Source organism: Bacteroidota bacterium, assembly GCA_005882315.1.
In the GTDB taxonomy this organism is placed as follows: domain Bacteria; phylum Bacteroidota; class Bacteroidia; order Chitinophagales; family Chitinophagaceae; genus VBAR01.
Window position 1 is genome coordinate 958,878 of record VBAR01000001.1, and the last position, 25,132, is coordinate 984,009.

Genomic DNA, 25,132 nt, shown 5'->3' on the forward strand with positions numbered 1-25,132 from the left:
CCCAATACCACGAATGGAGTAATTCTCTGAAAGCCCGGCTTGCAGAAAAAATAAGTTCAAATTTTCAAACTAAGATTTGATTTTGGTAATAAAGCACTTTAAAAAAGTAGTTCTGAGGAGGTGTTAATAGTTACTACTATTTAAAAATGATCCCTTTAGAGTTTTGCTGGTACAATCCTTTTTTATTATCGGTCTCTTTAATTGCTGTCGACAAAAATTTTAAATCAGATACATCATCTAATACAATTGCTGTCCTATAATCTTTTTTTATGCAGGATAACCTGAGATTACCAAACTGGATCTCTTTTGCATGACGAATATAAATTCCCCATGCTGGTAATTCGCGGAACATAGAAAATTCGGGATATGCTGCTGGTTTTTCAGGAACGCTATTCAGTTCGGACAACGAGACTTTTGCAAATAAAGAATTACCACCTCCAGGATGTTTTACATCTATATTATTAAAGATAACATTTGTGATCATCGCATCCGGCAAGCCTGCGATGACCACTGCTGGTGAAATATTCCGCGGCATATCTTCTATCGGACCTTCATATTCATAACCTGAATCTGGCTTATTTGCAGCAATTTCTACTGATACATTTTTTATCCTGACGTTTTCTAGTCTTCCTTTTTTACCTTTTACTCGTTCGCCTATTCGTAAAAAAACAGCATGACCAGTATTTAAAACCTGTAAACTATCAACTTCCACATTTTCAATAAATCCTCCATCAACTGCCTCCAATGCAATAGCTGAACGATACGTGTTGAATACTTTAATATTGATCAGCCGGACATTTCTGAAACCTCCATGCGATGCTGTTCCGAACTTAATTCCATTAGCACTTGAACGAATGGTACAATTCCGTACCAATATATTCTGACAAACTGCAGCCGGATCATGTGATTTTAAGCAAACACCATCATCATCAGAATCAATATAAGAATTAGTGATCGCTACACTATCACAATCCACGATATCAATACCATCATTGTTCCAAAAAGCTCGGCTGTCAACTGTAATACTATCTACACTCAAATTTTTACATTGATCAAAAGTTTGTACCCAGGCAGCAGCATTACGCATAGTGACTCCGCGTATCAGCACATTTTTACACGACCGAAAATAGATCAGCATAGGCCTGATCTCCACTTCGGGCCTGTCATTACGAAAAGCATCTTTGATAAGTCCTTTATGAACGAGGGCCGCCACATTTCTCGCAACCTCTCTTCCCTGTCCATCAATAACTCCTTTCCCGGTAATAGCAATATTCTGCTGATCTTGACATAATAGTAATGCAGTCAACCTTTGCCTGTCATAATCAAATGGGTTTAATGAGCCGAGTAATACTGCTCCTTCCAGCAAATGCAAACTGACCCCTGATTTAAGATGAATTGACCCGGTAAGAAATCTTCCAACATCGAACACTAACCGGCCGCCTCCCTGTTGCTGGATATGATCAATAGCGAATTGTATGGAACGGGTATTAAGAGTTACTCCATCAGAATAGATACCAAACAAAGAAGCTGGGTAATCTTTTGCCTGGCTCTCCATGCATTGAAAACAGATGAGCAGGACAATCAAATATTTTTTTATCGTAGCAGTCATGTTTGGGTTTTTAATAAATAGTACAGGCACACACCAATCAGGAAGATCACAAGGTTCCCCGTATGCACTCTGTCATAAAACAGTCGATATATTTATTTCACTCATTTTCAAAATTCATCATTTGCAACCCCCAGCATCCGTTTTTACCTCCACAGTTTTTTGCAGCAAGCAAAATGGAATGCAACTTTTTTTGTATTTCAATTGGTAGTGTAGAAACAATGTTTTTTAGTTCGTAAGGATCGTTCTGCGCATCATAACAACTAACTTCCCCCGTTTCATATTCTACATACAACAGGTTATGAAAACGTAAGGCAGTATAAGAAGGTAGTACACCATCCTCTGCCTCCTGCCGGTCAGGGTCGTTGCGATCATAATCAACACGACGATGCTCTATGATAGCAAAATTGCGCCAATTGATCTTTTCAGTATTTTGCTCATGAAGAAGATTTTGTATGTCCTTGCCGTCTGATTCACCTATAAGCTGCGTAGCTGCTAGTGCGGAAAAAGTTGGTGCAAGATCAATGTTTGAGACAATAGCTTTCTGCAAACTTCCTTTGGCGACATTGGGTCCGCAGACAATAAGGGGTACACGAATATCAATGTCAAAAGGTGTTTGTTTTCCCTGCAACATTGAATAATCACCTAAGTGATAGCCATTGTCGGAACTAAAGAAGATATAGGTATTCCTGCTTATCCCTGTTTCGTTCAGGAGTTTCCGGATATTTCCCAGCATTTCATCAATGGACAAAACACAACGTAAACGGTTTCGAAAAATGTTGTCTATGCGGTCAATTTGCTTTGTACCTAACGGTTGCAACTTGCGAAGCCAACCAGGTGCTGTACTATCTGCCTGTTTATTAAACGCCGGCGTACGCGGTGCTTTTGCCTCATTAAAAAGTTTTTCATGACGGGGAGCCGGTATGAAAGGTCCGTGCGGTGTGAACGTAGCTATTTCAATAAAAAAAGGATGCTCTTTCCAGGCCCTTATCAGGCTATCGGCACGAGCAGAAAGTACATCTGTAAGATAATCCTGAGGTGTATTTCCGAAATGCAAAACTTTTCCGTTGCTATTGATATCATAATCGAAATTGCGATAACCTGCTCCAGACACAAACCAATCTGACCAACCGGAAAGTGGCTGATGTTTGCGTGGTAAATATCCATTCAAAAATTTACCCATCATGGCTGTTTTGTAGCCAGCATTCTGAAGCGACACACAAAAACTTTCCTGCGCATCACCATAGTCCATATATGCTTCATAACCGCCATTTGGTTTTGTATTGGTCTCAACATGGGTGTTGTGTGGCAACATGCCTGTGAATATAGAAGATCTTGAAGGACAGCAAAGAGAATTGCTGACATAGTAATCGCTGAATGTTACACCTTCCTTCTGCATGGCTTTCAGGTTCGGCATAAAATCAACCAGGTTATTCGCATAATCATCAGTGAGTATAAAGATGATGTTCGGTTTTTTAATATCCTGTAGTTGGGCATTTCCGGCAAATGCATTGGTCCAAAAAAGAAGTATTAGAAAATATCGTTTGAAAATTTTCATACTTTAAGTTTCCTGCTTTGAACAAAGATATTATTTAGAACAAACACGAAATCATGAGTGATGTCACATTGAAAGTTGTAGTCCCGACAGGAATCGAACCTGTATCAAAAGTTTAGGAAACTTCTATTCTATCCATTGAACTACGGGACCAGTTCCTTCAGAATTTGAGGACTGCAAATATCCTGATTTTATTGAAAAAGGAAAGGATTATATTTGGCAAAAGCTGAAATCTTCTTGTCGTTTTGGATGCTAAGAAATAATATACAGTTCGATTAATCATTTAACTCAACCAAATGTTCAGATTTTTTTTAACCCTGCTTGCAGCTGTATTGATTTTTACACCGCAAAAAAGCAATGCACAAACGAGTTCGCATAATGCTAAGTTTAATCATCTTGCTATTTATGTTGTGAACCTGCAACGTTCGGGTGATTTTTATAAAAATGTTATTGGTCTTGATACAATTCCTGAACCTTTTCATGATGGAAAACATCTCTGGCTGAAAACCGGCCCCGGTAATGCTATGCATATTATTGAAGGAGCTGATAAACCCAAAGAATATTTTAAAGCAAATCATATTTGCTTCAGTGTAAATTCTATGGAATCATTTATCTCTACGCTTAATAAAAAAGGAATCGGATTTGAAGATTTTACTGGCTCTAAAAACAATAAAGTAACTACAAGGCCTGATGGGGTAAAACAGATCTGGTTACAAGACCCCGATGGCTATTGGATCGAGATCAATGACGCAAAGGAATAATCACATGTCATAGGCGTCAAGACCTTATCTTTGCCCTCCCAAAAATGTGAAGTATGAAGCTCTACAATGTTTTAATAAAATACCGGCTTATTCTTGGTTTGGTACTGATGGCTGCCGGTGGTTATGTAAATTATTCTGCCAGTTTCTGGCCTGCATTTCCACTCTATTTGGTTGGTGCAATACTCGTTGCAGGACATTTTTTCTTTGGTCCTTTGCGCCTCATACAGGAGTGTATGGAAAATGGTGATATGGAAGGAGCTGAAAAAATTCTTAACTCAATAAAGTTCCCCAGTCTTTTATTCAAACCTATTCGTTCAGTATATTATACATTACGTGGAAATATGGCAATGGTGAAACAGGATTTTGAAGGAGCTGAGCGGGATATTAAAAAAGGAACTGCTTTAATGAGTGGCGGCGGAATGATGCAGGATCAATTGAAACAGGCCGAAGGGGCCAACAAACTGCAACTCGGTATGCTCTCCATGCAAAAGAATGATTTGAAAGGAGCAGAAAGTTATATCCGTGCAGCTCTTCGTGCCGGCTTGCCTGATAAAGAAAATGAAGCGGCTGCTTACCTGCAAATGTGCAGCCTGATGATGAACAAAAGAGAATTCCGTGCAGCAAAAGATTTTTTCAGAAAAGCAAAAGCATTAAAGCCAACAACACCGCAGATCGTTGACCAGATAAAACAGATCGAAAAATATATAACCCGGATGCCGGGTTAAAAAGAATAGATAATTATTTAAATGGTTAATAAGGTTTCTTATTAACCATTTTTGTTTTAAGGTTAACTTTGATAGATGCCCATCAATAAAGAAAAATTACAGGAACAATTTTCAGTTCAATATGAAAAGCTGAATGAACGGCAACGCAAAGCTGTAGATACGATCGATGGACCTGTGATGGTAATTGCCGGGCCCGGCACAGGAAAAACACAGATACTTGCCAGTCGTATCGGGAAAATTTTACTGGACACTGATGCATTACCTGAAAATATTCTTTGCCTTACCTATACTGATGCAGGTGTAGTGGCAATGCGCAAACGGTTATTAAACTTCATTGGCCCCGATGCTTACAAAGTAAACATCTGCACCTTTCATGCCTTCTGTAATGACGTGATACAGGAAAACCTTTCTTTATTTGAAAAAACAGCATTGGACCCTGTATCTGATCTTGAGCAAATTGAATTTTTCAAAGAACTGATTGATTCATTTCCAAAAAATAATCCGCTGAAACGTTATCGGGGTGATGTGTATTTCGAGGTCAACAATCTCCGTAATCTTTTCAGCACAATGAAAAGAGAAGGATGGACGCCAGCACATATCGATCAGAAAATAGACGAGTATTTAAATGATCTGCCTAATCGTGAAGAATTTATTTATAAAAGAAAGTTTAAAGAATTTAGTGCCGGCGATTTAAAGAAAGATAAAATAGAAGAAGAAAAGGAAAAAATGGAAAAGCTGAGAGCCGCTGTAAATGAATTTGACCGCTACCAACAACTGATGCGAAAAAAGAACCGCTATGATTTTGATGATATGATCAACTGGGTCATTAAAGCATTTGAAGAAAATAAAAATCTGCTGGCCCGCTACCAGGAACAATTTCTTTATATACTTGCCGATGAATTCCAGGATACAAGTGGCACACAAAACCGAATCATTGAACTGCTGATCAATTATTGGGATAGACCAAATGTGTTTGTCGTAGGTGATGATGATCAGAGTATCTTCCGTTTCCAGGGGGCCAATATTGAAAACATGATGCTGTTTGCCAACAGCTATAAAAATGATCTGCTTACTGTAGTGCTTGCTGATAATTACCGTTCTACCCAACCTATACTTGATGCATCCAGATCAGTAATTGAAAGAAACGAGGAACGACTGGTAAAAAAAATTGATGGCCTTTCAAAAGAACTTATTTCAGTTAAACCAAATCTGAATACTTTAACCAACAAGCCGCTGATCAAAGAATATGAAACACAGCGGCAGGAAATGATTGATATCACATTACAGATACAAAAACTATTGGCAGAAGGAACGGCACCTGGAAAGATCGCTGTTATCTATAAAGAAAATAAATACGGTGAAGAGCTGGCCAATTATTTCCGGCTGAGGAAAATTCCTTACTATAGCAAACGTAATATCAATATCCTTGAGTTACCACTGGCGCAAAAAATACTTTTACAATTAAAATATCTCGCTGCTGAGCATGATGTGTCTTATGGTGGTGATGAAATGCTGTTTGAATTATTGCATGCATCATGGTTTAATATTCCTGCTATTGAAATTGCAAAACTGAGTGTGGAATCAGCCGGCACACGGTTCAGCGATCATCCGCTTTCATTCCGAAAATTACTATTTGATAAAAGCAATGCGCCGGCAAAAGATCTGTTTACTCCATCCATTCAAGATGGATTAAAAAAAGCAAGTGCCATTATTGAAGAATTGATCCATGATGTTCCCAATCTTACTCTTCAACAATTATTTGAAAACAGTATTCGTAAAACAGGCATACTATCATCTATCATGCAGGCAGATGATAAACATTTTCAATTGCAGGTATTGACCGGTTTGTTTGATTTTATAAAAGAAGAGACCCGTCGGAAACCAACAATGGGTTTAAAAGAACTGATAGCCATAATCAGTTTAATGGAATCTGAAGATATCAGGCTGCCATTGGTACAGGCAAGTGGTAATGAGAAAGGTGTTAACCTTCTTACAACACATGGTTCAAAAGGTTTAGAATTTGAACATGTATTCTTTGCCGGTTGTAATGCCGGTTTCTGGGAAAAGAAAAGAAAGCCTGGTGGCGGATATAAATTACCGGATACGATCTTTGACTCTTTACCGAAGCATAATGAAGACGAAGAGTTGCGCCGCTTATTTTATGTAGCTATCACCCGTGCTGAAAAACATCTCTGTATTTCATTCAGCCGGTTACGCAATGATGGTAAAGAAATGGAGCCTTCTATGTTTGTAGCAGAATTACAGGAAGGTCAGCAACTGCCGGTTGAAAAGGTCTTTATAAGTGATGAACTGCTGAGTGAGTTTTCTGTTTTACATTTTACAGAAACAGCAATACCCGAAATTGAAAAAGCAGAAAAAGATTTTGTTGAAAAGCTGCTGGAAAAATTCACCATGAATGTGACAGCACTGAACAACTACTTGAAATGTCCATTGAATTTCTACTTTAATAACCTGGTTCGCATTCCTTCCGGAAAATCTGAAGCTACCGAGTTTGGTTCATCTGTTCACTATGCTTTGGAACAGTTATTCAGAAAAATGCAGGATGGAAAGAAAGAAGAGTTTTCCTCAAAAGAGATCTTTATAAAAGACTTTGAATGGTATATGCATCGCCATCGTGAAAGCTTTACAAAAGAACAGTTTGATAGAAGAATTGAATATGGTCATGAGGTACTCGGTAATTATTATGATGTGTACATCAATAAGTTTAATAAGATCGTTGCTATTGAAAGAAATATTCGAAATGTTGTGGTAAGTGGTGTGCCCTTAAAAGGCAAACTGGATAAACTGGAATTTGATGGCAAATCAGTAAATGTAGTGGATTATAAAACCGGTGATCCCGAGAAGGCAATCCCGAAATTAAAAGGCCCATCCGATAAAGATCCGAATGGTGGTGACTACTGGCGTCAGGCAGTGTTTTATAAAATTCTTGTTGACAATTACGAACAAAAAAGCTGGAAAGTAGTAAGCTCTGAGTTTGATTTTATTGAACCGGATAAAAAGAAAAAATACAGTAAAGAAAAATTATACATCAACCCAGCTGACATAACAACTGTAACTGAACAGATAAAAATGGTATGGGCAAAAATACAAGCTCATGATTTTTATACCGGTTGCGGAAAAGAAGATTGCCATTGGTGCAATTTTGTTAAAACTAATGATCTCGCTGTTGTCCTGCATGAGCAGGAAGAAGAAACAGAGCAATGACCTGCCTGGCGGTAGGCAAGGTTAACATCCCTTTGAATTAATTTACAAAAGCATTTACAGGCAAATGCCATAAAACGGGTTAAGTTTGCGGCCTTAATGAAGCAATATTCTGCGATATCATTTTTTCTTGTTTTTATGATCTCTTTGATCAGTTTAATTGGAGATTCAGGATGTGCTAATATCATTCCTCCACAAGGAGGCCCCAGGGATTCTTTACCACCTCTTTTAGTTAAAGTAAATCCAAAGGATTCTGCACTCAATTTTACCGGGAATAAGATCACTTTCACATTTGATGAGTATGTAGAATTGCAAAATGTTCAACAGAATCTTATTATTACGCCAATTCCGCAAAACATCCCGGTTGTGGAATCTAAGCTAAACAGTGTAACAGTAAAATTGAAAGATTCGTTGGAATCCAATACAACCTACACAATCAGTTTTGGTGAATCTATCAAGGACTATACAGAAAGTAATATATTAAAAAATCTTACTTACCGTTTCTCTACCGGGCAAGCATTGGATTCACTGACGCTTTCAGGAAAGATTATTTTAGCTGAAACAGGGAAACCAGATACAGGGATGATCGTAATGCTTCACAAGAATGGGAGAGACTCAGCGTTGATGAATGAAAAGCCTCGTTATATTACCAAATTAAATAGGCGGGGAGAATTTACTTTTCAGAATCTTCCATCCGCTACTTATTATTTATATGCAATAAATGCTGAAGGTGGTTCTTACCGGTATTCCGGTGGCAACCAGCTTTTTGCTTTTGCCGATAAGCCGGTCACTATCAAACCGCAGAGTGATACAATAACCCTGTATGCTTATGCTGAGAAAGAAGAAGAAAAGAAAAGATCAACAGGGGTGCCTTCATTGGGAGCCGGGAGAGGAAGAGGGGCTAATATTGCCACCGGCGCTGATAAACGTTTGAAATATCAAACATCGATCAAAGATGGTAAACAGGATCTACTGGAAAATTTTAGTTTCAAATTTGAAACGCCAATAAGATCATTTGATCCATCAAAAATTTATTTTTCAACTGATACAACATACAAAGCCGTCTCTACCCCATTCAACTGGATACTTGATTCAATCAAAACAAAACTTGAATTAAAAACCGCCTGGAAAGAAAACACTTTATACAATTTAGTTTTTGAAACTGGTTTTGCTGAAGATACTCTTGGACGCCGTATCCTTAAAAAAGATACCCTGAGTTTCCATACAAGAGAAAAGAATTCTTATGGCGAGCTGAAACTGAATTTTAAAAATATTGATCAAAGCAAAAACCCAGTACTTCAATTTGTACAAAATGGAATTGTTCTTTTTTCTAGCCCTCTTACTACTAACCAATACAGCAATTCATTATTTAATCCCGGCGAATACGAGCTACGTATTCTCATTGATGAAAATAAGAACGGCATTTGGGATCCGGGTGATTTTTTTGGCAAACGCAAACAACCGGAACTGGTAAAACCCATTGACAGAAAAATAACTGTGAAATCAAACTGGCAGAATGAGTTTGATATAACATTGTGAATGGGCAATGGTGAATTGTGAAGCTTTCCTCAAGGCCCAAATTCACCATTCACTACTCACCATTCACTATCTTTGCCTCATGCAATTCTCTTCCTCACTTCTTGAAAATGCTGTGAATGAATTTGCCAAACTGCCCGGTATTGGTAAAAAAACCGCATTGCGGCTCGTATTGCATTTACTCAGGCAAAATGAAAATGAAGTAGCACAATTCGGCGAAGTGATTGCAAAAATGCGGAGCGAGATAAAATTCTGCCAGCGTTGCTTTAATGTATCTGATGGAGATATCTGTTCTATCTGTGCCAATAGTATGCGCAAGCAGGAAACTATTTGCGTGGTGGAAAATATCCGTGATGTAATTGCCATTGAAAGCACCCAGCAATACAACGGCACTTATCATGTATTAGGCGGCGTTATCTCTCCGTTGGATGGCATTGGCCCCGACCAGCTCAATATTGAATCACTTATTCACCGGATACAAAAAGAAAGATCGGAAGAACTCATTTTTGCACTCAATCCTAATATACAGGGAGATACAACTATTTATTACATACAGAAGAAATTGCAACCCTCACATCTTCGCGTCACTACCATTGCAAGAGGCATTGCATTTGGTGGCGAACTTGAATATGCCGATGAGATGACACTGGCCCGCAGCTTGCAAAACCGCCTACCGGTTGAGAACTATGTAGCCAACAAATAGCTTTGTTCATAAGCCTATCCCCTTTATCTTTGCACCACAGGCGGATTTGTTTATTGTTCGGCCTTTTACAGAACTAATAAACGTACACGAAACTCCACACATAGTTTCCCAGCGTTTATATAGTTCGATGATTAGTTTTTGGTAACCAGCTTTTGTTGCGTCGCACTCTTGTACGCTTGTCCCGCTACTGAGCATTTTGTGCGGCTGGCATGCGGGATTCGAATCGCTATTCAACAAAGCAAAGTTCAAAAGCATAAATATCAAACTTATGTCAGACATTAAAAAAGAACTCGAAAAACGCATTCTCATCATCGATGGCGCCATGGGCACCATGATCCAGCGTTATAAACTCAGTGAAGAAGATTATCGTGGCGAACGTTTTAAAGACTGGCATCTCGATGTAAAAGGTAATAACGACTTGTTATGTATTACCCAACCACAGATCATTAAAGCAATACATAAAGAATACTTGGATGCCGGCGCTGATATTATTGAAACAAATACATTCAGCAGTACTGTAATTGCAATGGCCGATTATGAAATGCAGTCACTGGCCTATGAACTAAATGTAGCTGCAGCTAAATGTGCTAAAGAAGCAATAAAGGAATCTGGCAAAACAGCCTGGGTTGCTGGCGCCATCGGTCCATTAAATAAAACATTATCGCTTTCACCTGATGTAAATAATCCCGGTTATCGTGCAGTAACATTTGATGAAGTGGTAGCTGCCTACTATGAGCAGGTGAAAGGATTATCAGATGGTGGTGTCGATATTTTATTAGTTGAAACCATCTTTGATACATTGAATGCCAAAGCTGCTATCTATGCTATCAAAAAATATTTCAGAGATATTAATAAGCCTTCTCTGCCAATCATGATCTCAGGAACGATCACTGATGCAAGTGGTAGAACACTAAGCGGACAAACACTTGAAGCATTTTATACATCTGTAATGCATGCAAAACCTTTAAGTGTGGGATTGAACTGTGCGTTGGGTGCAAAAGAAATGCGTCCGCATATCGAAGAGCTCAGCCATTTAGCTTCATGCTATGTATCGGCTTATCCCAATGCCGGCTTGCCAAATGCAATGGGAGAATACGATGAACATCCAGAGGAGACCGCTCATTTTTTGGAAGATTGGGCCCAGGAAGGATTTGTAAATATCGTTGGCGGTTGCTGTGGCACCACGCCGGATCATATAAAACATATTGCAGAACACGTTAAAAACATAACACCAAGAAAATTACCGGAAGTACTTGAAGAATTGACTTATTGATTGTATTTTGGCCGGCCGAACCCCGTTTTATTATGGATAAGCCGCTTCTAATACTCTCTATTCTCATTTTAGTAGTCAATAACTATTCATGGCTCCGCAGTTTCCTGGTAAAAAAGGATCTATAAATGTCGGAATCAGTTGTTATCAGGCCTTACCTGCGTCTTTCAGGTTTAGAACCTCTTGTTATTCGCCCCGAAACTAATTTTGTAAATGTGGGTGAACGAACCAATGTAACAGGTTCTAAAAAATTTGCACGCCTCATCAGGGAAAATAAATATGAAGAAGCACTGAGTGTTGCCCGCCAGCAGGTAGAAAACGGGGCACAGGTGTTGGATGTAAATATGGATGATGCGTTGCTGGATGGTGTATTGGCAATGACAACCTTCCTCAATCTTGTGCAAAGTGAACCCGATATCGCCAGGATCCCTATCATGATCGACAGTTCAAAATTCGAGATCATAGAAGCAGGATTGAAATGTGTACAGGGAAAATGTATTGTGAACTCCATCTCTATGAAAGAAGGGGAAGAAAAGTTTATTCAACAGGCACAAACCTGCCAGCTATATGGAGCTACTGTTATTGTAATGGCATTTGATGAAAAAGGCCAGGCCGATACCAAGCAAAGAAAAGTTGAGATCTGTCACCGTGCCTATAAGATATTAACTGAGAAAGTTGGCTACGATCCACAGGATATCATTTTTGACCCTAACATATTTGCGATAGCAACAGGATTGGAAGAACATAATAATTATGGTGTTGATTTTATAGAAGCAACAAAAGAAATAAAAGCCTTAATGCCATTGACGAAAATCAGTGGTGGTGTAAGCAATCTTTCATTCTCCTTCCGCGGCAATGACCATGTACGTGAAGCCATGCATGCTGTTTTTCTTTACTATGCAATCAAAGCAGGTATGGATATGGGCATTGTAAATGCAGGGCAAATGGTGGTATACGATGAAATAGAGCCGGGGCTTAGACAATTATGTGAAGACGTTATTCTGAACCATAACAATGATAATAATGAAGCCACTGAAAAGCTGATAACCTTTGCTGAAACCGTGAAAGCAAAAGGAAAGGAGATAGTAAAAGATGAAGCATGGCGAAACACTTCGGTTGAAGAAAGATTAAAACATTCTCTTGTAAACGGAATTACAGATTATATAGAACTTGATACTGAAGAAGCAAGACTCAAATATCCGAAACCACTGGATGTAATTGAAGGCCCACTGATGGATGGAATGAATGTGGTAGGTGATCTGTTCGGCAGTGGTAAAATGTTTTTACCACAAGTGGTGAAAAGTGCAAGGGTAATGAAGAAATCGGTTGCTGTATTAACTCCTTTCATTGAACAGGAAAAAGAAGACCGGAAAGCAGCGCATCTTGCAGCAGGTACAATAAATGAAGAGACTGCAGGTGCTGCTAAAGTTTTATTGGCAACTGTAAAAGGAGATGTGCATGATATTGGCAAGAATATCGTTGGCGTTGTGTTGGGTTGTAATGGATATGATATCGTTGATATGGGTGTGATGGTTCCTGCAGATAAAATATTAGATACAGCAGAAAAAGAAAAAGCAGATATCATTGGTTTAAGTGGATTGATAACACCTTCACTCGACGAAATGGTACATGTTGCCCATGAAATGAAACGCCGCGGCATGAAGCAGCCACTGCTTATTGGTGGTGCTACTACTTCCCGCATGCATACTGCAGTAAAGATTGCACCGCAATATGACAATGGTGTTTTACATGTTCTGGATGCAAGCCGGAGTGTTACGGTAGTAAGTTCATTATTAAGTAACGAACAAAAGCAAACGCTGTTAAACGACACTGATAAAGAATATAACCAGTTAAGGGAACAGTTTGCGAAAAAGAATAAAACCAAATCACTTATTCCTTACAAAGAAGCAGTGATCACAAAAGAATATTTTGATTGGAAGAATTACAAAACAACAAAACCTGCTACTGATGGTGTTAAGGTGTTAAAGAATTTTGACCTTGCTACTATTGCAGAATATATTGACTGGGGTCCGTTCTTTATTGCCTGGGAAATGCCGGGTCGTTTCCCTGAAGTTTTATCTGATAAAATTTTCGGTGTAGAAGCTAAACGCATTTTTGATGATGCACAGAAATTAGTAAAGCAGATCATAGATGGAAAATGGTTTACTGCCGATGGCGTCATTGGTTTCTGGCCGGCCAATAGTAACAATGCAGACACTATAACCCTACAAACTACAAGTGGCGAAGTGAAATTAGAATCTTTGCGCCAGCAGTTAAAGAAAGCTGTAGGTCAACCAAGTTATTCATTAAGTGATTTCGTTTGCCCGAAAGAATTGGGAGATGATCATATGGGAGCATTTGCTGTTACTATTCATGGAGCAAGTAAATGGGTAAAGAAATTTGCTGATGAAAATGATGAGTTCAATAAAATACTTGTACAAATACTGGCCGATCGCTTTGTAGAAGCTTTTGCAGAGTGCCTGCACCAAAAAACAAGAAAAGAATATTGGGGTTATGCGAAAGATGAAACCCTGAGCAATGATGATCTTATAAAAGAAGAATATAAAGGTATCCGCCCGGCGCCGGGTTATCCCGCCTGTCCTGATCATACTGAAAAAATAAAATTGTTTGACCTGCTGAATGTAACAGAGAATATCGGAATTGAATTAACTGAGAGCCTTGCTATGAATCCGCCTGCCTCTGTATGCGGCTGGTATATTGCGCATCCGCAAAGTCATTATTTTGGCGTAGGAAAAATTCAACAGGATCAGTTGGAAGATTATGCGAAAAGAAAAGGAATGAGTCTGGATGAAATGACAAGATGGTTGAGACCTGTGTTAGAATAAAGATTACTCCAGTTTAAGAGTTTTTCCAACTTCATGGCGGTACATCCGACTGATGGGCAATTCCTGCTTAGCAATCCATACCAGTTCATTATTATAAGATTCAATTTTATTCAATGACACAATATAAGAACGATGTATACGCATGAACAAATCTTTTGGCAGCGTTTCTTCTATTGACGATATGGATTGCTTTGTAATTATGGTACCAGATATTGTTACTACTTTAATATAATCCTTTATACTCTCTATGTATTGTATATCAGACAAATTCACTTTAATCATCTTCCTGTCGCTTCTGAAATAAATATTATTATCGGTTGCAACTTTATTTTGTTGCTCATTTTCAATATTAAGAGTTCCATTCAACGAAGCATCCATTACTTTATTAACCGCTTTCAGAAAGCGTTCAAAAGAAATAGGTTTCAATAAATAATCAACAGCATCCAGCTCAAACCCCTCAATGGCAAATTTTCTAAAAGCAGTAGTAAAAATTACCTTCGGGGGATTTTTAAGTGTTCGTAAAAAATCAGTTCCTAAGATTTGTGGCATTTGAATATCAAGAAAGATCAGGTCAACTGAACGCTGACGAATAGAATTCAATGCTTCTACCGCATCCGAACAAGTTCCGACCAATTCCAAAGACTGTACACTTGAAATGTATTTTCTAAGTACATCAAGTGCCGGCGGTTCATCATCAACAGCCAAACAGCTTATCTTTTTTTCAGGCATAGGCAAGAGCTTTGTCTATTTCTATTATTTTGTTTTCTGCAACAACATTTTCTCCAAGCAATATCTGCATATTTACCGTAAACATATCCTCTGTCTCACTAACATGTAATTGATGCTTACTGGGATAAAGAAGCTGTAATCTCTTCTTTACGTTTAGTAATCCTATTCCTTTATTCTGCTTATTAGCATGAAATAAAGAAGGTTTGCTATTACTCAACTTAAAAAAAAGTTGATCTTTAACAGTTGTGATCTCAAGCTTGATCCACGGATGCTGTAACATTTGACTTGTTCCATGCTTAAAACTATTCTCAACGAATGGTATCATTAATAAGGGAGCAATAACTTTATTTTCGAAATCACCGTGAATTTCTACCTGCATATCCAACCGTTTTCCATATCTCACTTTTTCCAACCCCATATAATCCTGTATCAGTCCTAATTCTTTTTCCAATGGAACAAATTTTTCCTCACAATCATGGATCATGTAATCGAGCATTCCGGATAATTTTTGTACAAGCGTACCCGCCTGCGGTGATTGATTCAATGAAAAAGAATAAATATTGTTAAGTGTATTGAACAAAAAATGTGGGTGCACCTGTGCCTTTAATAACTGTAACTCCGCATTCGCATTTTCCTTTGCAAGCGTTTCGGACTTTACTTGTTCGAGATGCCAGTTCTTTAGTATCTTAATTGAAAGGAACAAACAACATATCAGCGGTGGATTACCGAACAAACGGATAATACCCGGTCTGAAATTATAAAAAAATTCGAAGCCACCAGAAAGCCCGATCGCTGACCTTAGCCGGGGATCCATATCAAAATAATTACGTATTACAGTATATGCAATTAGTATGAATATTACCAGTATAATGCTTAGGGCAAAAGCAATATACTTTTGTCGGTTAAAGTATTTCGGAATTAGGTAATAGGCCACCAAATATGAGATGAACATATTTGTAAGTACCCCCCATGTCAAACTAAAATTGAGCAGTGCCCGGATAGCTGATGTATTGTTTATAGCAGGCATCATCATACCGATACGCACCACATGATAAAGAAATACCGCCAGCCAGAAAAGAAAATGCCTTTTCCATCGAACAGAACGTTTATCAGAGAAAACAATATTATACAGCTTCTGGTACTTCATTTATGATCGTATTCTTTTTTAAATTGAGCAAGTCTCCGGAATATAATGGCAGTTTTAAGTCTATTAAGATGTTTTTATCATCGTATGAAATTGATAACTGGTGAAGATCCTGGTACTGATTTTTTAATTGCTTTTGCATATTGGTGAATTTTTCATTTGGGGGAACTTCTTCAGCATTAGATCTGCTAAAAACCATTTGATAATGCAATAAATTTTCATTTATCCGGATCGTTAATGTAAGCAAAGGTTCTTCCTGTCTTGTTTCAAGGAAATATTCAAAACTGCTTTCTACGAAGGATAATAATATGCAGGGAACAATAAAAGTATTATGCGTGTTTCCCGGAAATTCAGTTTTAAGTAAAAGCTTGTCACCGAAACCTTTTTCTTCCAGGTTAATATAGCCACGAATGATCTCCAGTTCTTTTTCAAGTTCCACCCAGTTCTTATCATTTTCATATAATATATAACTCAACAGGTCAGAAAGCTGCAGGATCAAAGCAGGTGATTGAGTTGAAGAATTATTAATATGTTTTTCCACTGTATGTAGTGAATGAAAAAGAAAACGTGGATGGATCGATGTTTTTAAAAGTTGCAGTTCGGTCGCCAGTTTTTGCTTGGCCATTCTTTCATTTTCTCTTTGTTGATGAAACCATTTTTTGGAAAACTTAATACCTGCTGCTATACCAAACAACATAAAGGGCAAAAATAATCCATCAACTATTGCATGATATTTATTTGCCTTAAAATCGATTTGACTATATGGTTTTCCTGTAGCATTATGCAGGTAAAAAATACCTGCATAATAAATAGCTATAAAACCCAGCGCAAATAATACGAGAAATGAAAATGCAAAAGCAGTGTATCGTTGTTTAAATAAAAACCTAGGCAATAACACTTCAATAAAAAAATAAGTCGAAAGCAGGTAAATAGGAAGGAAGTACAAGAAATGTGAGGCACTTTCCAGGAATGTCCTGAATGTTTTTGCTTCCCCAGGTCCTCCTATCATCAGGTTTTGAATAATGAAATGAAGCGAGAACAAAATCCAAAAAACAAGATGCCTGCCAATTCGGTACTTTAATTGATCTGAGAATATAAATTCATGAGTATTCATGAAGCTTGTTTCCTTATAAATGTAATTTATCTTTTAGATTAATAAAGTATTATAATTTAAATAAAGCACCAACGAACACAACATAGTCTGCGAAACCGCCCTGGGTTAATGTATATGTACCGCTACGATTTGACTTAAATTGATCCGATAAGGTCTGCTTTGTTTCCCTCTCGAAAATAATGGGGACATAAGTATAAAAGGACATTTTTTTCATTTTATAAATTACACCCGGCTCTACGGAAACATTATGACCGGCACGCCTTACTCCTTCGCTGCCGCCCAAAAGATCATTCACCGGCGTACCATCATCTCTAATACCAAGAGAAAATGACCAGCTCTTTAGATTAAGATTGACACCAGCCCTGATCGAATATTGATCGGGCACACTAAGTATTATATTATTGGCAAGACTATCGATCCTTGGAGGTATTCTTCCATTAGTAATGGCAGTTCCATTTTGTTCCCTCGGGTTAGCCATGTAATAAAAATTACCATATAAGCTGAGAGTTCTTGCGGCATTTAAAATATAGAATGTATTTACCTCTGTAATGATCCCTGTACCACCATCCCCTAATTGAATAGACGGATTCACAGCAGCAAGAACTTTTGTTGAATCATTGCGGTAAAAATAATCCTGGTAATTATAAGCTCCGGTTGGAAGCTTTATACCTAAACCTAATTGAATATTTCCTTTTTGCTTTACTGTTGGTTTTAATATCCATTTATAAGCGGTAAACCTGGTATCACCAATTCCAAAACTATTTGTTGTATATCTTTTTGTATTGAGGCCACCATGCTCGATCGAAGCGGTACGACTATTTGCTGCGATGGGGATACTCAGGCTCAGTGACCAGCCATTTCTTAACATCCTGATTATTGAAATATCGGTTGTAAACGATTTTACTACAGCTTCATTCTCTTTGGCAGTTTTTTGATCAACAGTTCCTTTAAAATCACGGAACGCTTTAAAGTACCTGTTATTAATATTCAATTCCCATTCAGAAGTTGAAAAGGCATTATCGGTAAGATTGTATTGTCCAAAACCTGCTATGTTTCGAACTATGACGCAACCCTGGGATTTTGCAGCTTCAACTATTAGTATAGTTGCACCGACTAGAAGAAAGATCTTTTTCATAATTCAGTGGTTTGGGTTAAAAAAATCCTTGAAATTTTATTGATTTACTGAAGTTAATGACCAATCACAAGGTTTACATCTTTTTTAGGCGGAATAAAAGCTTTTGTAGACGAATGACATTCGTCGCCATTCATGTTCATGTGGTTCAAATGAGTGGCAAGTGTATTCGATAATACCCAATCAATCGAATTAAAAAATTGTAGCTGGTTTCCAAAACTAATTTGGTCACTCACTAATTATCAAACAAAAAAAATTGCATTATGAAAAAGATCAGTTTGCTTACTTCTGTGTTATTAATAATGCTATTCTCATGTAAAAAGAATGTTGAGAAGCAAGTAACACAAGAAGAGCTACAATCAGTGGCCAGTCAAAATAAGGGTCACGGCCATTTACAACAAACAAAAACATTTTCTGCCGACGTAGTTATTCGCTGGCTCAATATGCAGCTTGATATGTTGCGTGTTCCATTAACTGGAGGTGCCACCGGCTCACAGGCTGCCAATCGTGCAATGGCTTATTGCGGTATTGCAGTTTACGAATCTGTAGTTCCCGGTATGCCGGCCTACCAGACCCTCACTGGTCAATTAAATGGTTTTCCTGAAATGCCTCCTACTGAACCAGGCAAAGCCTATCATTGGGCCGCAAGTGCAAATGCAGCGCTTGCTGAAATGAACAGAAGACTTTTTCCAGGTGCTTCGCCTGCAAACAAAGCTCAAATTGATACCCTCGAAAATACTTTACAAGCAGGCTATGCTGCGGAAGCAGATGCTGCAACATTGCTGCGTTCCATTGCGTTTGGAAAAGAAGTAGCAACAAGAGTATTTGTATGGGCAGCAGCAGATGGTTCAGGTAATGTGAATGCTCAGTACGTTCCCCAACCTCAGTTTATTGGTCCTGGTTTTTGGGTACAATCTCTTGGTGCAGGAAATACGTTGGTAACTACACCTCCAAACAATCCGCAAGCCACCAATCCGTATGCATATCAGCTTCGGTTAATAACACCTGATGTAACAAATGGAACTACACTTGAGCCTCCACCTGCTTATTCCACTAATCCTGCTTCTCCATTTTTTGCAATGGTAAAAGATGTGTATGATAAATCGCAGGCACTTACACCGGCGGATTCGGCGATGGCTCTTTATCATCGCGATGCACCAGGGTATCCCGGTGGCGGACATTTTGTTGCGATACTTTCCCAGGTATTAGTGAAAGCTGGTTCAATGCTGGACGTTGCAGCTCTTGCTTATGCAAAAACAGGCATAGCTTCATTTGATGCAACTACAATTTGTTTTGTAAATAAATATACTTACAACCTGGTAAGGCCTATTAATTATATCCGTACTACACTAGGACATGGCAGCTGGAATGCGTTGTTTAATACACCCGGGCATCCAGAGTTCCCTTCTGCACATGCAGTAAATAGTGCCGCTATAGCAACGGCTCTTACGGATGTGCTTGGAGATAATTTTCAATTCACATTGAATACCTATCATTATTTAACCCCATCCTTACCAGACCGTAGTTATAATTCATTTCATGAAATGGCAAAAGAAATGGCTGACTCACGGGTTTTAGCCGGGATACATTACCAGGCCTCATGCGATAAAGGATTATGGCTGGGAAATAAGGTTGGTCAGAATATTTTGGGTAAGGTAAAATTTTTGAAAGACTAAAGGGATGTTTTTAAATCAGGGTCATTAATCGCTACTGTCTTTGGATATTCAAAGACAGTAGCTTAACCTTAAGTTCATGAAAAAGCTATTACAATATTTAGCTTCAATCATATTACCGGTCATTATTTCTTGCAAAAAAGAAATATCATGTGAAGGTTGTGCTACCAAAAATAACAAGTCCCCAATCCCTATAGCAGGTTCCAATATCGGATAAAATTGTTGCAATGACTCTTCATCTGATGTTCACTATCTGCTTTGCTAGGAAAAATTCAACAAGACCAGTTGGAAGATTATGCGAAGAGAAAAGGGATGAGTATAGATGAGATGACAAGATGGTTGAGACCTGTGTTAGAATAAAGATATACTGTACCCGGATCAAACAATTCTGTCTTTTATAGCTGTAGCAATAGCTTCACCTTTTGAATGAACATGAAGTTTCTCATAGATGTTTCGGATATGCCCTCTTACTGTATCAATACTAATGAAACAAGCGTCTGCAATTAATTTATAACTCATCCCTTTAACAAGGCAGGAAAGAATTTCTTTCTCTCTTTCGGAAAGATTAAATGAATTAGTTTTTTCAACAGGTTGTTGTCCTACCATCTTCAAAACTTTTGTTGCTACCGAAGGGCTCATAGGTGCTCCACCCTCATACGTTTCTTTTATAAAATCCAGTATCCTTGCTGGAGAAGTATTTTTAAGAATATATCCTGATGCACCTGCAAGAATAGATTGAAATATTTTATCGCTTTCCTCAAAGATCGTTTGCATTAAAATTTTCAGGTCAGGATATTTTTCACGTAAAATTTTTACCGCCTCTATTCCACTAATTCCAGGCATTTGAATATCCATTAACACCACATCGGGTTTGGTATTCTCAATGTCTTTCAAAAGATTTGAACAGTTTTCAAAGGCCCCGGCACATTCATATCCTTCGCTGCCATTTATCAGTTGATAAAGACCCAAACGAAGGCTTTTATTGTCGTCAAAAATGGTAACCTTAACTTTCATTTTGTTTAATTATACTGCTATTTTTAATTCAATTGTTGTTCCGTCGCCTGGTTTTGAATCAATCAGGAATTGAGCCCCCATTTCATCCGCTCTTTTTTTCATATTCTTTAGCCCGTTACCCGTTGTTGATTGCCGTGTATCAAATCCTTTTCCGTTGTCATGAATCAACATAGTTAAATTATTTTTTTCACCTTTGATGTTGAATAATGCCTTATCCGCACCTGAATATTTCACCATATTGTTAGTAGCTTCTTTAAAGATAAGGTACAGGTTTTTGCGCACATCCATTGACAGTTTCATCTTAGCCACCTCTTCATCGGCATTAAATTCAAAATCGATTTTTTTTGCTCCAAGCAATTCATAAGCAAAACTGCGCATCCGTAAAACTATTTGCTCAAACTGATCGTTCTCCGGGTTAATGGTCCATACTATATCTGCCATTGCATCAAGCATCTTTCGGGAGTTTTCTCCAATAGTTTCCAATAAAGGAATTGCTTCTTTTGATTCCTGCTGTGCCATTTGAGAAAAAATTGAGATACTGCTTAAGGTACTTCCAATATCATCATGCAGGTCGGTAGCTATCTTATTTCTTAGTGTTTGTAATCTCAATTGCTGACGAGTTCGGTAGTTTCTATAAACAAAAAAAGCAAGAACAAGAAATAAGGCCAATCCGGCTAATAAATATTTTTTTAGTTGCTTTTGCCTGTTCAATTCTAATGCCTGTATGGCTTTTTCTTTATTCAGCAATACTAGTTGTCCCTGATTTTTATCAGCTTCTGCTTTATGCCCTGCAGATTCTGCACTGTCTTTTTGCATCTGCAATTGCTGTAATTGCTTTTCATTGCTGAGTAATGCAACTTCGTTTTCTTTTAGTAAAAGTGTTTGTTCCTGCTGATTGCTTATCAAAATTTGCTGGTTAAGTTTTGCATTGGAGAGTGCCTGCAAATATTTTAATGAGTCTTCTTTTTTGTCAAACTCATATTGCATCTGGTATTTCATTATTTTATTAGTGGTCTCTTCGCTCGCCAGGCTATCACGATAAATAATATATGATTTGTGATCATCTAATGCTTCCTGCCAATTCCCTGCTGCGCTATCTACCTTTGTCATCAATTCATAAATTTGTTTTGTGCCCTCAATTGATCCAAGTTCTTTGGCTATAACTAAAGCACTGTCCAAATTTTTTTTTGCAAGAGGAAAATCTTTCAGATAAAGATAAACTGCGCCTAAATTAGTGTAAGAAATGCCTACGCCTTCTGTGTTTCCGGTTTCCTGATATAACTTAGCTGCCTGTGAATAATTTTTTATTGCTTCGGCTTGCTTGCCCTGTTTGCTATATATATCGGCTATATTGCTTTTTGATGCAGCAATTCCATTTATACTTCCTATTTCTTCGCTTATCTTAAGAGCAGCTAAATGATTTTTTAGAGCTTCATCATAATTTCCCTGGTCCTCATAAAGAAAACCGATATTAAAATACCGGTCGATCAATGCCCGTTTGTTACCTGCTTCCGCATACATCTTAATGGCATCATTATAATATTTTAAGGCTTCCTGGGAATTACCCAGGTCTTCATAAACATCCCCGATATTGTTATAGACTCCTCCAAGACCATTTTTATCTTTTAATTCTTCAAATATTTTAAGCGCCAAAAAATAATTTTTCAACGCTTCCGGGTAATTGCGTTGAGACGAATAAACATGTCCTACATTTAAATGAGACCCGGCAATGCCAGTCAGGAATTTATACTTTTCGAATACTTTAAGAGCAGCTAAATAGTTATTCAATGCGTCCGGATAGTTGCCCTGTCCCATAAACATATTTCCGCGGACATTGGCTATATAACCTGAATTGATCTGTGCCTCATGTATTCCTTTTTCAAATCTTTTTTTTTCAGCAAGAGATAGAGCCTCGTACTGATATTTTTTTGCATCTGGGATATTATAGACGTTTAGAGATTGTTTGCATAAGGCATTTAACGTATTCACCCTGCCGGTGTCATCTTTTTGATTTTTTAAAACAATGAGCAGGGAGTCAATCTTTTTATTCTGCTGAGCATAGCAAACTCCATAATTTATTGTGAATAAGATAAACAACAACAAATATCTTTTTCTCATAAAAACGATTGGGTTGAAAACTCTGTTTCAAAACATGATACCGATAAAATATAAAACCTACAGTCAAGGTAATTAAATTTCTTTTGGGGTAAATGGCATATTCATGCTGTTTTACAATGGCTATATAGGATTAACGGCACGTTTATGCCATTGTTTATTCTGTTTTTAAAATCTACTTTTAATTCTTAGCTACAATTATCAAATGAAGCTGAACAGCAGGAATAAATGAATCAAACAGGTTTTAGAAAATAAAATGAAAGTTGTCGGGTATTTTAGAATTTCTGAACCTTTACAAACAACTAATGCCTCAGGATCATGAACACAGTATTTAAAATTGCCGCTTACATTTTTCTTCCATGTGCAGTAATTTTTAGCTCGTGCAAAAAAGAGACATCATGTGAAGGTTGTGCAACAAAAAGTAACAAGCCACCAATCGCAGTTGCAGGGCCTGACCAGGTAATCAGTTTACCTATCGACAGCGTTTCGCTGGATGGCAGAAGCTCAAGTGACCCTGATGGAAGCATTAGTAACTATTTATGGACGAAAATTTCAGGCCCTGTTACTTCTAACATCATTAAACCATCTGATTCAATAACGAAAGTCAAATCCCTGGTTGCTGGGAGCTATTTGTTTGAATTAAAAGTAACAGATAATGGTGGGCTATCTGCAAAAGATACTATGCGAGTAACTGTAAATGATGCCGCATCTCAATGCAGTTTGACCATGATTCCTATTGGTGTTCTTTCTATGCCACGTGACCATCTCGCAGCAGCTGCCGCCGGGACCAAGATTTTATTTGCCGGTGGCTGGAGCTCTGCAAATCAAGATGTGACATCAAGAGTAGATATTTATGATACTGTGTCTCAAACCTGGTCAACAGCAGAGTTGACACAAGCCCGCTACGATATTTCTGTCATTGCAATTGGCAATAAGATCTTTTTTGCCGGAGGAACTGATGATTGGTTCTTTACATCAAGAATAGATATTTACGATGTTTCGTCAAATACATGGTCAACAGCGGAATTAAGCAAAGCAAGAGGTCGCATGGCAGTGGCGGCCATTGGTAATAAAGTGTTTTTTGCTGGAGGCGATTGCTTTGATGGAGCCGACGGAGGAACGATGATCAACAGTGTCAGCGATGTTGTGGACATTTATGATATGTCAACTAACGCCTGGACAGTATCTCACTTAAGCGAACGCCGGGGAAGCCTTGAGTTTGCCGGAACGAGCTTAAATAATAAGTTTTATGTTGCCGGAGGATTCTTTCACCAATGGGGGGCCTCTTCCTATATTTCAAATAAAGTGGATGTGTATGACGATGTTTCCGGATCCTGGTCAACTACAACTTTGACCAATGCAAGAGCTGATATTGGAACTGCTGTGGCAGACAATAAAATATTCTGGGTCGGCGGTCATGGTCTTTCTGGCTCTTCAGACGAAGTAGAGATTCTGGACATAAACTTGCAAACCCGAAATTTTCATTATTTATCGCAGGCCCGCGGGAGAATACAAACAGCAATCAAGGACAATAAAATAATTTTCTTTACTGGCGACTATGGTGACAAAGTCGACATTTATAATATACTTACTCAGACATGGTGCTGGTCCCAGTCTCCTTTCCCGGTGAATTATTCGGGTTTGGTTGTGTCAGGAAACAGTATTTACGTTGGTGGTGGGACCATAGGTTCTTCTACAGACGCCAACCAGGTATGGAAGCTTGGGTTTTGAAAAAAGGTTTATGAGATCAACTTTAAAACTTTCTATTTTTTTGATAGGGATATTATTTTGTCTTTCCTGCAAAAAAGAAACTTCATAATCATGTGAATGTTCTGCTATTCAGCCAAAATTTACTTGTGTTTGAGGATTTTTTCTACTTCATGCCGGTACATTCTACTAATAAAGTTTTAAATAAGCAATTAACACACAAAAGTTCTACTCTATCAGTTTGTTTTCAAAGTCATATTTTTGTTTTTCAACAAATAAG

The 25,132-nt window shown here is 38.0% G+C and carries 18 protein-coding genes and 1 tRNA gene; 9 read left to right on the top strand and 10 right to left on the bottom strand.

The window, feature by feature from the left end:
- Nucleotides 1-136 precede the first annotated feature (136 nt).
- The 3 genes from E6H07_03885 to E6H07_03895 all read right to left on the bottom strand — a co-directional run bounded on the left by E6H07_03885 (nucleotide 137) and on the right by E6H07_03895 (nucleotide 3,314).
- The gene (locus E6H07_03885) at nucleotides 137-1,609 is read right to left on the bottom strand and encodes a glycoside hydrolase (protein ID TMI65070.1); all 1,473 of its coding nucleotides are present in this window, start codon (nucleotides 1,607-1,609) and stop codon (nucleotides 137-139) included.
- A gap of 97 nt (nucleotides 1,610-1,706) precedes the next feature.
- Entirely contained in the window at nucleotides 1,707-3,164 is a 1,458-nt protein-coding gene (locus tag E6H07_03890; GenBank protein TMI65071.1) for a sulfatase, read from the bottom strand.
- 75 nt (nucleotides 3,165-3,239) lie between these two features.
- A tRNA-Arg gene (locus tag E6H07_03895) sits at nucleotides 3,240-3,314 on the bottom strand.
- A 143-nt stretch (nucleotides 3,315-3,457) separates the two neighbouring features.
- On the opposite strand from E6H07_03895, the gene E6H07_03900 reads away from it, so the two are divergent.
- The 7 genes from E6H07_03900 to metH all read left to right on the top strand — a co-directional run bounded on the left by E6H07_03900 (nucleotide 3,458) and on the right by metH (nucleotide 14,224).
- Complete coding sequence (locus E6H07_03900; GenBank protein ID TMI65072.1) at nucleotides 3,458-3,922, top strand: VOC family protein; 465 nt, start codon at nucleotides 3,458-3,460, stop codon at nucleotides 3,920-3,922.
- A 53-nt stretch (nucleotides 3,923-3,975) separates the two neighbouring features.
- Complete coding sequence (locus E6H07_03905) at nucleotides 3,976-4,647, top strand: hypothetical protein (protein TMI65073.1); 672 nt, start codon at nucleotides 3,976-3,978, stop codon at nucleotides 4,645-4,647.
- Between the two features lie 75 nt (nucleotides 4,648-4,722).
- Complete coding sequence (locus E6H07_03910) at nucleotides 4,723-7,872, top strand: ATP-dependent helicase (GenBank protein TMI65074.1); 3,150 nt, start codon at nucleotides 4,723-4,725, stop codon at nucleotides 7,870-7,872.
- Between the two features lie 96 nt (nucleotides 7,873-7,968).
- The gene (locus tag E6H07_03915; protein ID TMI65075.1) at nucleotides 7,969-9,408 is read left to right on the top strand and encodes a hypothetical protein; all 1,440 of its coding nucleotides are present in this window, start codon (nucleotides 7,969-7,971) and stop codon (nucleotides 9,406-9,408) included.
- A gap of 79 nt (nucleotides 9,409-9,487) precedes the next feature.
- Nucleotides 9,488-10,108, top strand: a complete 621-nt coding sequence (recR, locus tag E6H07_03920) for a recombination protein RecR (GenBank protein ID TMI65076.1) — start codon at nucleotides 9,488-9,490, stop codon at nucleotides 10,106-10,108.
- Between the two features lie 268 nt (nucleotides 10,109-10,376).
- Entirely contained in the window at nucleotides 10,377-11,381 is a 1,005-nt protein-coding gene (locus E6H07_03925; GenBank protein TMI65077.1) for a 5-methyltetrahydrofolate--homocysteine methyltransferase, read from the top strand.
- Between the two features lie 125 nt (nucleotides 11,382-11,506).
- Nucleotides 11,507-14,224, top strand: a complete 2,718-nt coding sequence (gene metH / locus E6H07_03930) for a methionine synthase (protein ID TMI65078.1) — start codon at nucleotides 11,507-11,509, stop codon at nucleotides 14,222-14,224.
- 3 nt (nucleotides 14,225-14,227) lie between these two features.
- On the opposite strand, the gene E6H07_03935 is transcribed toward metH, so the two are convergent.
- Genes E6H07_03935 through E6H07_03955 form a run of 5 tightly spaced genes read right to left on the bottom strand, consistent with a single transcriptional unit; the run spans nucleotide 14,228 to nucleotide 18,579 of the window.
- Nucleotides 14,228-14,953: a response regulator transcription factor gene (locus E6H07_03935; protein ID TMI65079.1), complete on the bottom strand. Its 726-nt coding sequence runs from the start codon at nucleotides 14,951-14,953 to the stop codon at nucleotides 14,228-14,230.
- Nucleotides 14,946-16,100: a hypothetical protein gene (locus E6H07_03940; protein ID TMI65080.1), complete on the bottom strand. Its 1,155-nt coding sequence runs from the start codon at nucleotides 16,098-16,100 to the stop codon at nucleotides 14,946-14,948. Before E6H07_03940 ends, E6H07_03935 begins: the two co-directional genes overlap by 8 nt.
- Complete coding sequence (locus E6H07_03945) at nucleotides 16,078-17,211, bottom strand: hypothetical protein (GenBank protein TMI65081.1); 1,134 nt, start codon at nucleotides 17,209-17,211, stop codon at nucleotides 16,078-16,080. Before E6H07_03945 ends, E6H07_03940 begins: the two co-directional genes overlap by 23 nt.
- A gap of 49 nt (nucleotides 17,212-17,260) precedes the next feature.
- On the bottom strand, nucleotides 17,261-18,346 hold the full coding sequence (locus tag E6H07_03950; protein TMI65082.1) for a hypothetical protein: 1,086 nt from the start codon (nucleotides 18,344-18,346) through the stop codon (nucleotides 17,261-17,263).
- Nucleotides 18,347-18,399: 53 nt separating this feature from the next.
- The gene (locus tag E6H07_03955; GenBank protein ID TMI65083.1) at nucleotides 18,400-18,579 is read right to left on the bottom strand and encodes a hypothetical protein; all 180 of its coding nucleotides are present in this window, start codon (nucleotides 18,577-18,579) and stop codon (nucleotides 18,400-18,402) included.
- A 27-nt stretch (nucleotides 18,580-18,606) separates the two neighbouring features.
- Here E6H07_03955 and E6H07_03960 point away from each other — a divergent pair, with 27 nt between their 5' ends.
- A complete protein-coding gene (locus tag E6H07_03960) occupies nucleotides 18,607-20,019 on the top strand; it encodes a vanadium-dependent haloperoxidase (protein ID TMI65084.1) in 1,413 nt (470 codons plus the stop codon).
- 375 nt (nucleotides 20,020-20,394) lie between these two features.
- Here the strand turns inward: E6H07_03960 and E6H07_03965 are convergent, their stop codons facing one another.
- Together E6H07_03965 and E6H07_03970 are read right to left on the bottom strand one after the other, a co-directional pair.
- A complete protein-coding gene (locus E6H07_03965) occupies nucleotides 20,395-21,030 on the bottom strand; it encodes a response regulator transcription factor (GenBank protein TMI65085.1) in 636 nt (211 codons plus the stop codon).
- A 9-nt stretch (nucleotides 21,031-21,039) separates the two neighbouring features.
- On the bottom strand, nucleotides 21,040-23,148 hold the full coding sequence (locus E6H07_03970; protein TMI65086.1) for a DUF2225 domain-containing protein: 2,109 nt from the start codon (nucleotides 23,146-23,148) through the stop codon (nucleotides 21,040-21,042).
- Nucleotides 23,149-23,463: 315 nt separating this feature from the next.
- Between E6H07_03970 and E6H07_03975 the strand changes: the two genes are divergently transcribed.
- A complete protein-coding gene (locus E6H07_03975) occupies nucleotides 23,464-24,876 on the top strand; it encodes a hypothetical protein (protein ID TMI65087.1) in 1,413 nt (470 codons plus the stop codon).
- The last annotated feature ends 256 nt before the right edge of the window (nucleotides 24,877-25,132 follow it).

Excerpts from the sequence above, each read along its gene's own strand:
- E6H07_03945 (TMI65081.1), bottom strand. The coding sequence starts at position 17,211 with ATGAATACTCATGAATTTATATTCTCAGATCAATTAAAGTACCGAATT.
- E6H07_03940 (TMI65080.1), bottom strand. The coding sequence starts at position 16,100 with ATGAAGTACCAGAAGCTGTATAATATTGTTTTCTCTGATAAACGTTCT.
- metH (TMI65078.1), top strand. The coding sequence starts at position 11,507 with ATGTCGGAATCAGTTGTTATCAGGCCTTACCTGCGTCTTTCAGGTTTA.
- E6H07_03900 (TMI65072.1), top strand. The coding sequence starts at position 3,458 with ATGTTCAGATTTTTTTTAACCCTGCTTGCAGCTGTATTGATTTTTACA.
- E6H07_03975 (TMI65087.1), top strand. The coding sequence starts at position 23,464 with ATGAACACAGTATTTAAAATTGCCGCTTACATTTTTCTTCCATGTGCA.
- E6H07_03970 (TMI65086.1), bottom strand. The coding sequence starts at position 23,148 with ATGAGAAAAAGATATTTGTTGTTGTTTATCTTATTCACAATAAATTAT.
- E6H07_03935 (TMI65079.1), bottom strand. The coding sequence starts at position 14,953 with ATGCCTGAAAAAAAGATAAGCTGTTTGGCTGTTGATGATGAACCGCCG.
- E6H07_03915 (TMI65075.1), top strand. The coding sequence starts at position 7,969 with ATGAAGCAATATTCTGCGATATCATTTTTTCTTGTTTTTATGATCTCT.
- recR (TMI65076.1), top strand. The coding sequence starts at position 9,488 with ATGCAATTCTCTTCCTCACTTCTTGAAAATGCTGTGAATGAATTTGCC.
- E6H07_03965 (TMI65085.1), bottom strand. The coding sequence starts at position 21,030 with ATGAAAGTTAAGGTTACCATTTTTGACGACAATAAAAGCCTTCGTTTG.
- E6H07_03890 (TMI65071.1), bottom strand. The coding sequence starts at position 3,164 with ATGAAAATTTTCAAACGATATTTTCTAATACTTCTTTTTTGGACCAAT.
- E6H07_03960 (TMI65084.1), top strand. The coding sequence starts at position 18,607 with ATGAAAAAGATCAGTTTGCTTACTTCTGTGTTATTAATAATGCTATTC.
- E6H07_03905 (TMI65073.1), top strand. The coding sequence starts at position 3,976 with ATGAAGCTCTACAATGTTTTAATAAAATACCGGCTTATTCTTGGTTTG.
- E6H07_03910 (TMI65074.1), top strand. The coding sequence starts at position 4,723 with ATGCCCATCAATAAAGAAAAATTACAGGAACAATTTTCAGTTCAATAT.
- E6H07_03950 (TMI65082.1), bottom strand. The coding sequence starts at position 18,346 with ATGAAAAAGATCTTTCTTCTAGTCGGTGCAACTATACTAATAGTTGAA.
- E6H07_03885 (TMI65070.1), bottom strand. The coding sequence starts at position 1,609 with ATGACTGCTACGATAAAAAAATATTTGATTGTCCTGCTCATCTGTTTT.
- E6H07_03925 (TMI65077.1), top strand. The coding sequence starts at position 10,377 with ATGTCAGACATTAAAAAAGAACTCGAAAAACGCATTCTCATCATCGAT.